Source organism: Pseudarthrobacter sp. TE9888, assembly GCF_056279345.1.
In genome coordinates, this window is sequence record NZ_JBWBRD010000002.1 from 65,010 (window position 1) to 79,219 (window position 14,210).

14 protein-coding genes are annotated in these 14,210 nt (G+C 67.2%); 5 read left to right on the forward strand and 9 right to left on the reverse strand.

The window, feature by feature from the left end:
• The first annotated feature begins 135 nt into the window (after positions 1-135).
• Entirely contained in the window at positions 136-1,488 is a 1,353-nt protein-coding gene (xseA, locus tag ACZ9J7_RS00780; RefSeq protein WP_476206249.1) for an exodeoxyribonuclease VII large subunit, read from the forward strand.
• Positions 1,485-1,703, forward strand: a complete 219-nt coding sequence (locus tag ACZ9J7_RS00785; RefSeq protein ID WP_476206251.1) for an exodeoxyribonuclease VII small subunit — start codon at positions 1,485-1,487, stop codon at positions 1,701-1,703. The genes xseA and ACZ9J7_RS00785 overlap by 4 nt, the downstream gene beginning before the upstream one ends.
• A 46-nt stretch (positions 1,704-1,749) precedes the next feature.
• On the opposite strand, the gene ACZ9J7_RS00790 is transcribed toward ACZ9J7_RS00785, so the two are convergent.
• The 6 genes from ACZ9J7_RS00790 to ACZ9J7_RS00815 all read right to left on the reverse strand — a co-directional run bounded on the left by ACZ9J7_RS00790 (position 1,750) and on the right by ACZ9J7_RS00815 (position 7,541).
• The gene (locus tag ACZ9J7_RS00790; protein ID WP_476206252.1) at positions 1,750-2,604 is read right to left on the reverse strand and encodes a PPK2 family polyphosphate kinase; all 855 of its coding nucleotides are present in this window, start codon (positions 2,602-2,604) and stop codon (positions 1,750-1,752) included.
• Between the two features lie 51 nt (positions 2,605-2,655).
• Positions 2,656-3,876: a pyridoxal phosphate-dependent aminotransferase gene (locus tag ACZ9J7_RS00795; protein ID WP_476206254.1), complete on the reverse strand. Its 1,221-nt coding sequence runs from the start codon at positions 3,874-3,876 to the stop codon at positions 2,656-2,658.
• Positions 3,877-4,019: 143 nt separating this feature from the next.
• Positions 4,020-4,982 (reverse strand): ABC transporter substrate-binding protein, encoded by a 963-nt coding sequence (locus tag ACZ9J7_RS00800; RefSeq protein ID WP_476206255.1) that lies wholly within the window; start codon positions 4,980-4,982, stop codon positions 4,020-4,022.
• Positions 4,979-5,725 carry an ABC transporter permease gene (locus ACZ9J7_RS00805; protein ID WP_476206257.1) on the reverse strand — a complete coding sequence of 249 codons (747 nt, stop codon included), beginning with the start codon at positions 5,723-5,725 and terminating at the stop codon, positions 4,979-4,981. The genes ACZ9J7_RS00800 and ACZ9J7_RS00805 overlap by 4 nt, the downstream gene beginning before the upstream one ends.
• On the reverse strand, positions 5,722-6,441 hold the full coding sequence (locus ACZ9J7_RS00810; RefSeq protein WP_476206258.1) for an ABC transporter permease: 720 nt from the start codon (positions 6,439-6,441) through the stop codon (positions 5,722-5,724). The genes ACZ9J7_RS00805 and ACZ9J7_RS00810 overlap by 4 nt, the downstream gene beginning before the upstream one ends.
• The gene (locus tag ACZ9J7_RS00815; protein ID WP_476206259.1) at positions 6,441-7,541 is read right to left on the reverse strand and encodes an ABC transporter ATP-binding protein; all 1,101 of its coding nucleotides are present in this window, start codon (positions 7,539-7,541) and stop codon (positions 6,441-6,443) included. Before ACZ9J7_RS00815 ends, ACZ9J7_RS00810 begins: the two co-directional genes overlap by 1 nt.
• A gap of 239 nt (positions 7,542-7,780) precedes the next feature.
• Between ACZ9J7_RS00815 and ACZ9J7_RS00820 the strand changes: the two genes are divergently transcribed.
• On the forward strand, positions 7,781-8,800 hold the full coding sequence (locus tag ACZ9J7_RS00820) for a pirin family protein (protein ID WP_476206261.1): 1,020 nt from the start codon (positions 7,781-7,783) through the stop codon (positions 8,798-8,800).
• On the opposite strand, the gene ACZ9J7_RS00825 is transcribed toward ACZ9J7_RS00820, so the two are convergent.
• Together ACZ9J7_RS00825 and ACZ9J7_RS00830 are read right to left on the reverse strand one after the other, a co-directional pair.
• Positions 8,797-9,747: an N-acetylglucosamine kinase gene (locus tag ACZ9J7_RS00825; protein WP_476206263.1), complete on the reverse strand. Its 951-nt coding sequence runs from the start codon at positions 9,745-9,747 to the stop codon at positions 8,797-8,799. The two genes, ACZ9J7_RS00820 and ACZ9J7_RS00825, sit on opposite strands and share 4 nt — an antisense overlap.
• An 86-nt stretch (positions 9,748-9,833) precedes the next feature.
• Positions 9,834-10,808 carry a LysR family transcriptional regulator gene (locus ACZ9J7_RS00830; protein WP_476206265.1) on the reverse strand — a complete coding sequence of 325 codons (975 nt, stop codon included), beginning with the start codon at positions 10,806-10,808 and terminating at the stop codon, positions 9,834-9,836.
• A 97-nt stretch (positions 10,809-10,905) separates the two neighbouring features.
• Here ACZ9J7_RS00830 and ACZ9J7_RS00835 point away from each other — a divergent pair, with 97 nt between their 5' ends.
• Together ACZ9J7_RS00835 and ACZ9J7_RS00840 are read left to right on the forward strand one after the other, a co-directional pair.
• Positions 10,906-12,141: an MFS transporter gene (locus ACZ9J7_RS00835; protein ID WP_476206266.1), complete on the forward strand. Its 1,236-nt coding sequence runs from the start codon at positions 10,906-10,908 to the stop codon at positions 12,139-12,141.
• Between the two features lie 139 nt (positions 12,142-12,280).
• On the forward strand, positions 12,281-12,784 hold the full coding sequence (locus tag ACZ9J7_RS00840; RefSeq protein ID WP_476206268.1) for an Lrp/AsnC family transcriptional regulator: 504 nt from the start codon (positions 12,281-12,283) through the stop codon (positions 12,782-12,784).
• 23 nt (positions 12,785-12,807) lie between these two features.
• Here the strand turns inward: ACZ9J7_RS00840 and ACZ9J7_RS00845 are convergent, their stop codons facing one another.
• The gene (locus ACZ9J7_RS00845; protein WP_476206270.1) at positions 12,808-14,052 is read right to left on the reverse strand and encodes an MFS transporter; all 1,245 of its coding nucleotides are present in this window, start codon (positions 14,050-14,052) and stop codon (positions 12,808-12,810) included.
• Positions 14,053-14,210: the final 158 nt, after the last annotated feature.

A 14,210-nucleotide genomic window follows, 5' to 3' on the forward strand; every position in this document is an offset into this window, starting at 1 on the left:
AACCCATCCTAGGCAGGGTGGCGGCGCTGTTCCTGTCAGCCCCCGGTGCTACACCTTATGGATAAGGTTGATTGACCGCCCCCAACAGATAAAAGGACCGCATGCCCGCAGCACCAGCCTCCCAACGGCGTCCGCATGTCTGACCAGGCCTCCCTTCCAGGCACTGCACCCACTACCCTGCCTGCCACCGCAGCGGAAACCAGTCCGGACAACCCGTGGCCGCTGCAGCTCCTCTCGCAGAAGCTGAAAGCCCACATCGACCGGACCCCGTCGGCGTGGGTGGAAGGGCAGGTCATTGAGCTGAACCGGCGCGGCACCAACGCCTACATCACGCTTCGCGATGTGGATGCCGAGGTGTCCCTTCCCGCTTCGGTCTGGACCAAGGTCCTGGAGCGGCAGAACCTTCCACTGGAGCGGGGTTCGCGGGTCGTGGCGCTGCTGAAGCCGGAATTCTGGCTGAAAACCGGCCGGTTGAACATGCAGGTCCGGGACATCCGGCCGGTCGGCCTGGGTGACCTGCTGGCCCGGATTGAGCGGCTGCGCCAGGCCCTCGCGGCGGAGGGTCTGTTCGCGGACTCCCGCAAGAAGCGGCTGCCCCTGCTGCCACACCGCATCGGCCTGATTACGGGACGGGACTCAGACGCGAAGAAGGACATCCTCCGCAACGCGGCGCGGCGGTGGCCGGCGGTGGAGTTCGAGATCCGCGAGGTTGCCGTGCAGGGCAACACTGCCGTGGCCCAGGTGGTCCGCGCCCTGCGGGAACTGGATGCCCGGCCGGAGGTCGACGTCATCGTCATCGCGCGCGGAGGCGGGGCACTCGAAGACCTCCTGCCCTTCAACAGCGAGGACCTCATCCGCGCGGTGGCAGCGGCCGAAACACCGGTGGTGAGCGCCATTGGCCACGAGGCGGACCGCCCGCTGCTGGACTACGTTGCCGATCTCCGCGCCTCAACGCCCACGGATGCCGCCAAGCGGATCGTTCCTGAGGTGTCCGAGGAGCTCGCCGGCGTGCGCCAGGCGCGGGAACAGCTGCGGCGCTCCATGGAACGGATGATAGACCGGGAGCGGGACCGGCTGGCGGCACTGCATTCACGGCCAGTCATGGCGGCGCCTGAGGGCATGGTCTCCGTCCGGGCGGAGGAAATCGAGCGCCTGCTGCGGCGTTCCTCCGCCGCCGTGAACTCCACCGTGGTGCGGGCAGCAGACCAGCTCCAGCACCTGAAAGCCCAGGTGCGCGCGCTCTCACCCCAGAAGACCCTCGACCGGGGGTACGCCGTCGTCGAACTCGCCGGGGACCAGGCCGCCCGGATCGCCGAAGCCGGCCACGCCGTGGTCCGCAGGCCCGCCGAAGCGCCGGCGGGCACCCCCCTGTCCATCCGCGTGGCGGAGGGCCGCTTCGGCGCCACCTCCGACGGGCCCGCGCAGCCCACCGGTGCACTGCACCCGGGAAACCCAGACCAGCACCAGGAAGTGGAAGAGAACGCATGACTGAACAGAAGCCCGAAGCAGAAGTCGCAGCGCTGAGCTACGAGGACGCCAGGGAGCAGCTCATCGCCGTGGTGGGCAGGCTTGAAGCGGGCGGAGCAAGCCTGGAGGAATCCCTGGCGCTGTGGGAGCGCGGCGAGGCACTGGCCGCGCGGTGCGAGGAGTGGCTCGAGGGCGCAAGGAAGCGGTTGGCCGCTGCCCGCGACCAGCCGCTCTAGGCTGGCTGCAGAACCTGGGCACACTGTTCCGGCCTCAGGGCCCGGGTCACGAACGGGCGACGAGTTCCTTTTCAATGTCGACGTCGAATTCGGCTTTGGGCCATTCCAGGCGGAAATCGGACAGCGCCGACATCACCAGTTGCTGCACGGCGATGCGGGCGAACCATTTTTTGTTGGCCGGAACCACGTACCACGGGGCAATCCCTGAGCTGGTCTCGTCGAAGGCGGCCTGGTAGGCGGCCATGTAGTCATCCCAGAAGGCGCGTTCCTTCAGGTCTCCGCTGCTGTATTTCCAGTGCTTGGCAGGGTTGTCCAGGCGGGCCAGCAGCCGGGATTTCTGCTCATCCTTGCTGATGTTGAGCATCACTTTGATGATCTTGGTGCCGGCGTCGGTCTGGCGGGCCTCGAATTCATTGATGGCCCGGTAGCGCCGGCTGATTTCTTCCGGGGTGGCCCAGTTGTGCACGCGGTGGATGAGGACGTCCTCGTAATGGGAGCGGTCGAAAATCCCCACCATGCCGGCGGCGGGGACCTCCTTCTCGATGCGCCACAGGAAGTCGTAGGACTTCTCCTGCTCGGTGGGAGCCTTGAAGGCCTTGAACTGGACGCCCTGGGGGTCCATGGTGGCCATGACGTGGTTGACGATTCCGCCTTTGCCCGCCGTGTCCATCGCCTGCAGGACCAGGAGGATCCGTTTCTTTCCGCCGGCCCGTGATTCGGCGAACAGCTGTTCCTGCATCCCGGAGAGCTTTCCGTCCATCTCAAGCAGCAAGGCTTCGCCGTCAGCCTTGTTGCCGCTATAGCCCGGGGTGGCATCCGGATCCACCGATGCCAGGGAAAATCCCTTTTCAACGCGCAGCGTGTCAGTGGGATGCTCGTCGAAGCCAACGACGCGGGCCATGAGGTTCCTCTCCGCAGGGGATACACGGGCCCGGTGGCCCGTGAGCACAGGCTAGTTCCCCTGGTACCTGCTTAGGAAGTCCCCCATGCGCCCAATGGCTTCTTCAATGTCCTTCACGTTGGGCAGCGTCACCATGCGGAAGTGGTCCGGGCGCACCCAGTTGAAGGCCCGGCCGTGGGATACCAGGATCTTCTGTTCCCTCAGGAGGTCGAGGACAAACTTCTCATCGTCCCGGATGTGGTAGACCTCAGGGTCCAGCCGGGGGAAGAGGTACAGGGCGCCTTTCGCCTGCTGCGTGCTGACGCCGGGAATGGCATTGAGCATGTCGTAGGCCTTATTGCGCTGCTCCAGCAGCCGGCCGCCCGGGAGGATGAGGTCGTTGATGCTCTGGTAGCCGCCGAGCGCGGTTTGGATGGCGTGCTGGGCCGGGACATTGGCGCATAGGCGCATGTTGGCCAGCAGGTTGATGCCTTCAAGGTAGTCGGCGGCGTCCTTCTTGGGTCCTGAAATGGCCATCCAGCCTGCCCGGTAGCCGCAGACCCGGTAGGCCTTGGACAACCCGCTAAAAGTCAGGCACAGGACGTGGTCGCCGGTGAGCCCGGCGAGGTTTACGTGGACAGCGTCCTCGTAAAGGATCTTTTCGTAGATCTCGTCGGCGAAGATCACGAGGCCGTGCTTCTCGGCGAGGGCCACGATGCGCTTCAGGGTCTTTTCGGGGTAGACGGCGCCGGTGGGGTTGTTGGGGTTGATGACCACGATGCCCTTGGTCCGGGGCGTGATCTTCGCTTCCATATCCTCCAGGTCGGGCTGCCAGCCGGACTCTTCATCGCAGAGGTAGTGGACCGGCTTGCCGCCGGCGAGCGCCACGGATGCCGTCCAGAGCGGGTAATCCGGCGTGGGGATGAGCACTTCGTCGCCTGAATCGAGCAGCGCCATCAGGGACATGGTGATTAGCTCGCTGACGCCGTTGCCCAGATAGATGTCGTCAACGTGGATGTTCTGGATACCGCGGGTCTGGTAGTACTGCGAGACGGCGGTGCGGGCAGAAAAGATGCCGCGGGAATCGCTGTAGCCCTGGGCGTGGGGCAGGTGGCGGATCATGTCCACCAGGATGGCGTCCGGCGCCTCGAACCCGAACGGCGCGGGGTTGCCGATGTTCAGCTTGAGGATCCGGTGGCCCTCCGCCTCCATCTGCTGGGCGGCTTCGAGGATTGGTCCACGGATGTCGTAAAGGACGTTATTGAGCTTCGTGGACTGCCTGAATTCTGCCATCCCTCAAATATGCCACAGGAAGGATGAATGGCTGTTGAGACTTCCGCCACACGGCCGACGGCGGCTGCCGGACCTTCGAAAGTCCGGCAGCCGCCGTCGTTGTCACGCGCCGGTTCCTGTCCGGCGGGACAGGAAACGCGGTCCTACTTGACGATGCCCTTGTCCTTCAGCCAGGCGGCTGCTGCCGTCTTGGCGTCCTGCTTCTGGCTGCCGCTGACAGCCCGGTTGAGGTTGATCAGGTCATCGGTGGTGAGGATGCTGGACACCGAGTTCAGTGCCTGCTTGGCCTTGTCCGTCATCTTGGCCTTGCTGTACAGCGGCAGGACCTGCTGGGCGATGAAGTTGTTCTTCGGATCCTCCAGCACCACGAGGTCGTTGTCCGCGATGGACGGCGTGGTGGTGTAGATATCGGCCACCTGCACCTGGTCTTCCAGGAGGGCCTTGAGCGTTACCGGGCCGCCGCCGTCGCTGAAGGGCTCCAGCTTCTTGGGTTCGCAGTTGTAGTTCTTCTTCAGCCCGGGCAGGCCGTAGGCGCGCTCGGCGAAGGTGGCCGGGGCGCCGACGACGATCTGGCTGCAGACCTTGGCCAGGTCCTCAATGGACTTCAGCTGGTACTTCTCGGCCGTTGCCTTGGTGACCACCATGGCGTCCTTGTCTTCGGCCTTGGACACGTCCAGGACGCCAAGGCCATCCGGCAGCTTGCCCGGCAGCGCCTTGGCGATGTCACCGGCGGAGACTTCCGTGGCTTCCTTGTTCACGTAGAGCAGCAGGTTGCCGCTGTAATCCGGCACCACATCCACCGAACCGTCCTGGACGGCCTTGAAGTAGACCTCCCGGGAGCCGATGTTCGGCTTGGTGGTGGCGGTGATTCCGTTGGCGTTCAAGGCGCCGGCGTACAGCTCGGCGATAATCTGGCTCTCCGGGAAATCGGCGGAACCCACCACCAGGGAGGTGGCTCCCCCGGAAGCGCCGGCGCTGGAGGCCGGCGCGTTCTTCAACGGATCCGACGAACCGCCGCAGGCGGACAACGCCACGGCCAGGCCAAGCCCGGCGGCCAGGCCGCTGAACGCCCGCCTGCCGAGGCGCTGGGGACGGCTATCTTTCATGACTTACCTCCTTGTACAACAGTCTCCGCAACTACGGGGTCTGTGAGTTCGACCGCGGCCTCCTGGCTGCGGTAGGACAGTTTTGAGGCCCCTCGGGTGAGGAACAGCCTCTGGAACAGGGACAGGACGAGGTCGACGGCGATGGCGAGCACGGCGATGAGGAGTGACCCTCCCAGCATCTGCGGGAAGTCGCTGAGGACGAGTCCGTCAAAGAGGTAGCGGCCCAAGCCGCCGAGGTTGATGTAGGCGACCACGGAGACTGTGGCGATCACCTGCAGCACGCCGGTGCGGAAACCGCCGAACATGACGGTGAGGGCATTGGGCAGTTCGGCGCGGAACAGGACCTGCAGTTCGGTCATGCCCATGGCCCTGGCAGCGTCCACAACGTTCCGGTCCACGCTGGAGATGCCGGCGTAGGTTCCGGCCAGGAGCGGAGGGACCGTGAGGATCACCAGGGCCCAGACGGGTGGCGTGAGTCCGATGCCGGCCAGCAGCACGAATAGGATCAGCAGGCCCAGGGTGGGCAGGGCACGCAGGGCTCCCGCGAGCGCGACGACGGCCACCCGGCCCTTCCCGGTGTGGCCGACGAACATCCCGACGGGTACTGCAATGGCGGTGGCAATCAGCATGACGAGTCCGGTGTACTGGAGGTGCTCCCCCACCCGGGCGGGAATGCCCATGCTCCCGGACCAGTGCAGCGGGTCTGCGAGCCAGGCGAAGGTATCGGCGAAGACGTTGCTCATGCTGCTTCACCCACTGTGGAAGCAGCCCCCTCGGCTTCGAGTGCTCGGGCGGCGATGCCGTGTGCCCCCTGGCTCTGTGGCTTCCCTGCCCGCTCCCATGGTGTGAGGATGCGTTCCAGGAGGACCAGGACGGCGTCCATTAGCAGAGCGAGGACCAGGATGGCGATGATGCCCACCACCACCTCGGTGACGAAGTCCCGCTGGAGCCCGTCCGTGAAGAGCATGCCCAGGTTCCCGACGCCCAGGAGGGCCGCAACGCTGACCAGCGAGATGTTGCTGACGGATACCACCCGGAGGCCGGCGAACATGACGGGCAGCGAGAGCGGGAGGTCCACCTGCAGGAACCGGGCCAGCGGTTTGAAGCCCATGGCCTGCGCGGCCTGGCTGATGTCCGCGTCCACGGAGTCGAAGGCGTCAAGGGCCGCGCGAACCAGCAGCGCAACGGCATAGATGGTCAGTGCCACCACCACGTTGAGGGGATCCAGGATCCGGGTCCCCAGGATGGTGGGAAGGATGATGAACAGCGCCAGTGACGGAATGGTGTACAGCAGGGAGGACGCCGTCAGCACCACGGAGCGGAGGGCATTGTTCCGCCGCGCCAACTGCGCAAGCGGGATGGAAATGATCAGCCCCAGGACCATGGGAACGAGTGCCAGCACCAGGTGCTGTCCGCCGCGCTCGAGGATCATGCCGGTGTTGGCCAGGAACCATTCCATCAGAGGGCAGCCTGCCGCACCTGGCGTGCTTCTTCGATGAGTGCCAGGACCTCGCCGCCGCGGACCACGCCCAGCGCCACGCCGTCGGCATCCACGGCAACACCAAGGCCGGACGGCGAGGAGAGGGCGGAGTCCAGGGCGCGGCGGAGGCTCTCTCCGGGGCGGAACAGCGAACCGCCGGGAACGAGTTCGGTTTCGGTCCCGGGCGCCGACCAGCCCAGCGGGCGCTTGTCAGCGTCAACCACCAGCTGCCATCCGCCGGCAGCGCTGGAATCCGACTCATACCCTCCGGGGGCCCTGATGATCGTGGGCACGGGGTGGATGGCCACACCGTCGGACGGGGAAAAGCCGAGGTGGCGGAAGCCGCGGTCGCGCCCCACGAAGGACGCCACGAACTGGTTTGCCGGCGCCCGCAGGATTTCCTCCGGCGAGGCGTACTGGGCCAGTTTGCCGCCGGTGGCGAAGACAGCCACCTTGTCGCCCAGGATGGTGGCTTCGTCAATATCGTGCGTAACGAAGACGATGGTCTTGGCCAGGTCCTTTTGCAGCCGCAGCAGTTCCTGCTGGAGTTCGTCGCGGACCACGGGGTCCACCGCGCTGAACGGCTCGTCCATGAGGAGCACGGGCGGATCTGCGGCGAGGGCCCGCGCCACGCCGACGCGCTGCTGCTGGCCGCCGGAAAGCTGCGACGGGTAGCGCCCACCCAGCGACGGCGCCAGGCCCACCACGTCCAGGAGCTCCCGGGCGCGCTTGCGGGCATCCGCTTTTGAGACCCCGTTGAGCCGCGGGACGGTAGCAATGTTGTCCAGGACGGAGCGGTGCGGCAGCAATCCGGCGGACTGCATCACGTACCCCATCGACCGGCGAAGTTCCGCAGCCGGTACGGAGGTGACATCGCGGCCGTCCACGGTGATGGTCCCTGACGTGGGCTCCACCATCCGGTTGATCATCCTGAGCGACGTTGTTTTGCCGCAGCCCGATGGGCCCACGAAAACGGTGACGGACCCTTTGGCGATGGACATGGACAGCCCGTCCACGGCAGGCTGGCCGCCCGGATACTGCTTCGTAACGCTCTGGAACTCGATCATCGCCTGGTCCATGGTGCGGACTTACCTGTTCTCTTGGACGGGCTGTTCCCAGCACCGCGACACTGCCATAAGCACGCTGATAGTTACGGTAACCCAAACCGGGTCAGGCTTCAGCAGCTGGGGCCCTAATCCGTACAAAGGAATCCCTACTGTAACCATTCGGAACCCCGGCCGGGATGGATGGGATTCCCTGGATCCCGCCCTGCAGCGGCTCCTGTCACGGGCGCCGCGGCCGGGCCTACAGTGGAGGCGTGACCAACTTGGAAGTTTCGCCGCAGCAGGAAGTTTGCCCACCCGCCCCCGAAGGAGGGATGTCCGGCCCCTGCCTGCAGCTGTGGCCGGAACGTGAAGTACCCCTGGGCGGCGTCCGCGCCATGAACGTCAGGCGCACGTTGCCCCAGCGCGGCCTTCCCACGATCGGGGCCTGGTGCTTCCTGGACAGCTTCGGCCCGGACCGGACCGCGATGTCCGTCCTTCCCCACCCCCACATCGGGCTGCAAACGGTCACCTGGCCGCTGGCGGGGCATATCCGCCACCGGGACAGCGTGGGCAGCGACGTGGTGGTGCGCCCCGGGGAGCTGAACATCATGACAGCCGGCCACGGCGTCTCGCATTCCGAGTTCGCTGTGCTTCCCGCCGACGGCGGGGAGTTGCCGCTGCAACGGGGCCTGCAGCTGTGGGTGGCCCTTCCCGACGGGGACCGGCACCGGGAACCGGCATTCGAACAGCACCGCGAGCTGCCACGCGCTGCCGGGCCGGGCTTCACGGCGACGGTCATGGTGGGCGAGCTTGCAGGGGTGGCCTCCCCCGCAACAGTGTTTTCGCCGATCGTCGGCGCGGACGTTTCCTGCGAGGGCGAGGCGGTGCTGCCGCTGAACCCCGGCTTTGAGCACGGCATCCTGGTGCTCGACGGCGGCCTGGCGGTGGACGGGCAGGCCCTGCCGGCGGGGCCGCTGGGCTACCTGGGCACCGGCCGCAGCGAACTCAGGGTGGAGGCTCTCCCCGGTACGAGGTTCCTGCTGATCGGCGGTGAGCCGTTCGCCGAGGAACTGCTGATGTGGTGGAACTTTGTGGGCCGCACCCATGACGAAGTGGAAAAGGCCAGGGACGACTGGGAGGCGCAGGCCGGCCTGGCGGACGCCGAAACAGCAGCAGCCCGCTACGGCCTGGTCCGTGGACATGGTCCGGATGCCGGGGCGGAAGCCGGCCGCATCCCGGCTCCCCCGCTCCCAGGCGTCCGGCTGACGCCGCGGAAGCGTTCCGTGGGCTAGGCGGGTTCCGCCACCAACTGCAGCACGCCGAACACCGGTTCCTGGTCCAGCACCCTGACGTCGGTCACGCCGGTTTCGGCGAGGTTCCGTCGGAAGGACTCCTGCAGGGGTGCCACATTCATGCCCAGCCCGCCGCCGAGGATCACCGGGCCCTCGATTTTCAAAAGTCCCAGCACCTGGCCGGCCAGGGCAGCGAGGTCCTGCCCGGCCTGCTCCAGCAACATTGCGCTGTCCCGGTGCCCGGCGGCCGCGGCTTCCACGACGTGCCTGGCCTGCTGCGCCCAGAAGCGCCTCCCGGTGTCCGGTGAGTGGAACAAGGCGATGAGCTTGTTGGGATGGTCCAGCCCGCAGGATGCCAGGAGGGCCGCCGTGAGCTGGTCGACGGGCAGGCCCTGGTTCATCCTGCGGAGGCTGTGCCGCACCGCTTCCCTGCCCAGCCAGTAGCCGCTGCCTTCATCCCCCAGCAGGTACCCCCATCCGCCGGCCCTGGCCTCAGCGCCGTCGGTATTGCGTCCCCACGCGGCAGATCCGGTGCCCGCGATGACCGCTACTCCGGTGGCGGCGCGGCCCGCGGCCAGCAGGAGGCGGGAGTCATGGACAACGGTGACGCGTGCTTCGGGAGCCAGGGGCTGGATCAGCGCAGCCAGCGCGGCGGCGTCTTCATCGGTATCGATTCCGCCGGATCCCGCGTACACCCGGTCCACGTGACCTCCGCCGATCCTGGCGAACAGGTCCGCAAGGTTGCGTGCCGCCTGCTCGCGGCTGACATTCTGGACGTTGGAGCTTCCGGCCGACTCGTCGGCCACGGGGTGGCCGTCCTCGAAACGGATGCCGTGGGTCTTGGTGCCCCCGATATCCAGCCCGATCGTGATGCCGTGCAAAGGACTGGCCGGGGAGCCTGCCGCCTGGTCAAAAGGAGTGGCAGAAGGGTTCTGGGTGTTTGTCACGTCACAAGGGTACTTGCCCCATGGAGTTTGGCACCCCGCCGCCCCGGCACCGGTAGCCAGCCGCCGCCGTCGGACATTTCCCCGGCTCAGCGGCCTGCCCTGGTGACCAGCCCGGCCAGCATCGCGGGCCCCTGCCCCACCACCAGCTCGCGGAAAAGCCTGGCCGGAACCGGCTCGCTTTCCGGTTTCCTCCGCCGCCAGCTGACGCCGACTTCCCGGAAGGCGAGTGCCGAGTCCAGCGGAACCTCCACCCACCCCAGGTCCCCGGTTTCGGGACGCGGAGTCCGGCCGGGAGCGTCGCCGCCCGGCGGCAGGATGCTGACGCCGAGGCCGGCAGAGACCAGGCCGCGGACGGTGTGGGAATCCTGGCTTTCGAAGGCGATCCGCGGACGGTACCCGGCCTCGCGGAAGAGCGCGTCGGTGAGGGAGCGCAGCCCATAGCCGGGCCCGAGCACTACGACAGGCTCCGTCCGGATGTCGGCCAGCCGGGCCATCCGCTGCCGGGCGAGCGGATGGGCGTGATGCACCACCAGGCGCAGCGGCTCGCGGTACAGCGGCGCCGAGTCGAGGTTCTTGCCCGGCGGCGCCACGGGTGCCGTGAGGGCGAGGTCCGCCTCCCCCGCTGACAACTCATCCAGGCAGGTATCCCGGGCGCCTTGGCTAAGGCGGAAGCCGGTCCCGGGATGTCGTGCCCGGAAGGCACTGATCAGCAGCGGCAGGGTGGCCTCGCCGAAGGTGTGCTGGAAAGACACCGATACTGTGCCCCTGACCACCTGGGACTCGTTCCGCACCAGGTCCAGTCCGGCCTGGAACTCTGCGAGCGCTTGCTCGACGTACGGCAGCAACGTGCGGGCAGCGGGAGTCAGGCGGACTCCGCGGCCGTCCCTGACCAGGAGTTCGGTGCCGACGGCGGCACTGGCCCTCGCCAGCGCCCGGCTCACCGTTGACTGGGGTACTCCGAGCAGTTCCGCCGTCTCCGTCACGTGCTCCGTCCGGCCCAGCTCTGCGAGCACCGGCAGCAGCGGCAACAACTGCGCAAGTTGTTTCCGGTCAGGCTCCATCGGCAGTTCCTTCCACGCGAAAACAATCCATAATTGCTATCACTTTGGCATAAAGCATGCATTGGAAGCATTCATCAGCCGGGACTACGCTGGCTGGATGCCTCAGAACGCAAGCGCCGGAACTGACGCACCTTCCAGCTGGACCGGACACGCCAAGGGATCCAGGGCGTACGGGCGGATCCTTGCGGGCCTGTCCTGCGCCGGCGTGGCCACCTTCGCCCAGCTCTACTCCACCCAGGCGGTCCTTCCCCTCCTGGCGGCCGACCTGCGCATCACTGCTGCCGAGGCCGCCCTCACTATCTCCCTCGCCACCGTAGGCCTCGCCGCCACGGTAATCCCCTGGTCCTTCCTGGCGGACAGGATCGGCCGGGTCAAGGCCATGATGTGGGGCATCACCGCGGCCACCGTGCTTGGACTGCTGGTACCGATGGCTACCAGTTTCCCTATGCTGCTGGGCCTGCGGCTGCTGGAGGGGATGGCCCTGGGCGGCATTCCCGCCATCGCCATCGCCTACCTCAATGAGGAGGTCAGCAAAGCCCACGCGGCCCTTGCGGCGGGAAGCTACGTTGCCGGCACCACGCTGGGAGGACTGTCCGGGCGGCTGGTCGCGGGGCCGGTTGGGGAGCTCTGGGGATGGCGGTCAGCGGCGCTGGCCGTTTCACTGCTGGCGACCGTTGCCGCCGTCGCGTTCCTTGTCCTGGTGCCCCGGGCCCGGGGGTTCGCCCCGGCCCGGGCCGCCGGCTTCCGCAGTGCGGTCCGGATACTCGGCGGCCACTTGCGCAACGTCAGGCTGCTGGCCCTGTACGCCCAGGCGTTCCTGATGATGGGCGGATTCGTGGCCGTCTACAACTACCTGGGCTTCCGGTTGTCCGGTTCGCCGTTCGGGCTTCCTGCCACGGTCATCAGCCTGATCTTCCTGGCTTACCTGTCCGGAACCTTCTCCTCCCGCTGGGCCGCGGGAATGACCACCCGGTATGGCCGCCGGAACGTGCTGCTGGGAGGACTTGGCCTTGCCCTGGCCGGACTGGCACTGACCCTCACCCAGTCCCTGGTCCTGATCCTGGCCGGGCTGGTGGTATTCACCGGAGGCTTCTTTGCCGCCCACAGCATCGGCTCGGGCTGGACAGGGGCGATCGCAAGGACAGGGCGCGCGCAGGCTGCGTCACTGTACAACCTCGCCTACTACCTCGGTTCCAGCCTGCTGGGCTGGGCCGGGGGGCTGCTCTTCCAGGCCTGGGGCTGGAGCGCCCTTGCGGGAGCCGTCATGGTCCTGGCCTGCCTGACCGCCGCAACTGTCGCCGTCGTCCATCCCGGGACAGAACACACACCCTGACGCCCTAACCGGCTGACGAATTAACCGGCTCCAAGCAGCCATCAGGGTGTCAGGATGTTCGGCAGGGCGTGGGCCCGCCGCGCAGGATGCGGCGATTCTGCGGTCTAGGATGAACCAGAACCGTGTGGAAGGAACCGCTGTGAGTACGAATGCCCGGAACCCCAGGCCAGGGGCGCACCTGGAGCCGCTGGATGCCATTGACGAACGCCTCCTTGCGGCCCTGGTGGCCGACGCCAGGATCTCCAACAAGCAGCTCGCGGAAATGGTGGGCATTGCCCCGTCCACAGCCCTGATGCGGACCCGGGCCCTCTCGGAGCGTGGCATCGTCCAGGGCTACGAGGCGAAGCTGAGCCTGTCAGCCATCGGCAGGTCCGTACAGGCACTGGTTGCCGTGCGGCTCCGCGCCCACGACAGGGACCAGATCGACCGTTTCACCGCCCGCGTGCCGCACCTGCCGGCAGTGCTTTCCACGTTCCACACCTCGGGTTCGGTCGACTACCTGCTGCACATCGCCGTCGGGAGTACCGAAGACCTGCGGGACTGGGTCCTGGACAACCTGGCCACCGACCCCGTGGTGGGACACACCGAAACCACCCTCGTTTTCGAGCACATCCAGGGCAACCACGGACCGCTTCCGGACTAGCAGCCCGGAGTAGTTGGTGCCGCTCAGGAAACCTGTCGCCGCGCCGATTGCACCAGCGTCGCGGCGGCAAGTACCAGGGCCGCCGCGCCGCAGAGCAGAACGAAGCCCTGCACTGCCGCTGCCATCCCAAACGCCGCGCTGGCCCAGCCCAGCCCGAGGACCGGCACCGCGCTTCCCAGGTAGGTGATGACATAGACGGTGCTGATGATCTGCGCGTGGCGGGCCGGTTCCACCCTGGCCGCAACATCGTTGAAGACAGTCCGGAACGCCAGTCCCTGCCCCACCCCGGCGGCGATGGCGGCGCTGACCAGCATCAGTGGACTGTGCCAGGCACCTGCGGCACCCAGCAGGATGACAGAGACGCCCAGGACCGCCAGGCCTGCCGGTACAGTCCGCCGTCCGCGCACGGTCACCAGCTGGCTGAGGGCCGACGCACCGAGCGGCAGGCCGGCGAGGACGCCGATCAGCGGCCGGGAGTCGGTGCCCAGGACCTGTGCGAAATAGCCCGGGGCGAGTGAGAGCGAAAAGCCGAACACGGCAAAGCTGAGGAAGCCGACGCCGGATGCCAGCCAGAAAGGGCCCCTCGCCTGGCGTGACACGGAGGGCCGGCGGGGCGCCAGGGCATGCAGCGGCCGGGACACCGCGGGAACCATGATGGCCGGGCGGGCACGGATCAGGTACAGCGGCACCAGCAACCCGGCCAGCAGCAGGGAATGGACTGCATAGGGAGCCGTGGTGGCGCCGGGAAGCAGCGACAGCAGGCCGCCGATCACCGGGCCTGCCGCCACTCCCCCGGACGATGCCAGCAGCGTAAAGCGCGACGCCCACTCCGGCCGGGACGGAAGCAGCTCCCGCAGGGCGGCCGCGCTGGCTCCGGTGGCAAGCGCAACCGCCGCGCCCTGAAGTGCCCGGCCGGCGCACAGGCCCGCCAGCGATTGCGCCTCGGCAAAGATCCAGCCGCCCGCCAGTCCCGCCAGCACGGCGACCAGCAGGGCCGCCCGGCGGCCGATGTGGTCCGACCAGTGCCCGGCAAGGAGCAGCGTTCCCACCAGCGCCAGGACATAGCTGGCGAACGCCGCAGTCACGTCCAGGCTGGACAGTCCCAGGTTGGCCTGCAGAAGCGGGTACAGCGGAGTGGCAAGGTTGGCGCCCACCAGGAGCATGAAGATCACCGCCCCGGAGATCACCAGCCGCGCAGTGGTGGAGGCATTCCATCCGCTGGGCATGGCCGTCGCCGGACGCATGCGCAATTCGCTGAAGACCGTCATTGTGCCGCCTTAGGGGGTCCGCCGCGGCGGGTGGTCCTTGTGGGAGCCCGGCGCGGATACAACTGTGTTGGTTCAAGAGTGCGGCAGGGCTGACTTAATTCTCCAAATCAAGGTGGATAATTGAGCAAAATAGTCAACATAGGCATCCCGGCATGATG

What these genes read in the sequence shown, in the direction of transcription:
- xseA (WP_476206249.1), top strand. Translation starts at nt 136, where the DNA reads ATGTCTGACCAGGCCTCCCTTCCAGGCACTGCACCCACTACCCTGCCT.
- ACZ9J7_RS00785 (WP_476206251.1), top strand. Translation starts at nt 1,485, where the DNA reads ATGACTGAACAGAAGCCCGAAGCAGAAGTCGCAGCGCTGAGCTACGAG.
- ACZ9J7_RS00790 (WP_476206252.1), bottom strand. Translation starts at nt 2,604, where the DNA reads ATGGCCCGCGTCGTTGGCTTCGACGAGCATCCCACTGACACGCTGCGC.
- ACZ9J7_RS00795 (WP_476206254.1), bottom strand. Translation starts at nt 3,876, where the DNA reads ATGGCAGAATTCAGGCAGTCCACGAAGCTCAATAACGTCCTTTACGAC.
- ACZ9J7_RS00800 (WP_476206255.1), bottom strand. Translation starts at nt 4,982, where the DNA reads ATGAAAGATAGCCGTCCCCAGCGCCTCGGCAGGCGGGCGTTCAGCGGC.
- ACZ9J7_RS00805 (WP_476206257.1), bottom strand. Translation starts at nt 5,725, where the DNA reads ATGAGCAACGTCTTCGCCGATACCTTCGCCTGGCTCGCAGACCCGCTG.
- ACZ9J7_RS00810 (WP_476206258.1), bottom strand. Translation starts at nt 6,441, where the DNA reads ATGGAATGGTTCCTGGCCAACACCGGCATGATCCTCGAGCGCGGCGGA.
- ACZ9J7_RS00815 (WP_476206259.1), bottom strand. Translation starts at nt 7,541, where the DNA reads ATGGACCAGGCGATGATCGAGTTCCAGAGCGTTACGAAGCAGTATCCG.
- ACZ9J7_RS00830 (WP_476206265.1), bottom strand. Translation starts at nt 10,808, where the DNA reads ATGGAGCCTGACCGGAAACAACTTGCGCAGTTGTTGCCGCTGCTGCCG.
- ACZ9J7_RS00835 (WP_476206266.1), top strand. Translation starts at nt 10,906, where the DNA reads ATGCCTCAGAACGCAAGCGCCGGAACTGACGCACCTTCCAGCTGGACC.
- ACZ9J7_RS00845 (WP_476206270.1), bottom strand. Translation starts at nt 14,052, where the DNA reads ATGACGGTCTTCAGCGAATTGCGCATGCGTCCGGCGACGGCCATGCCC.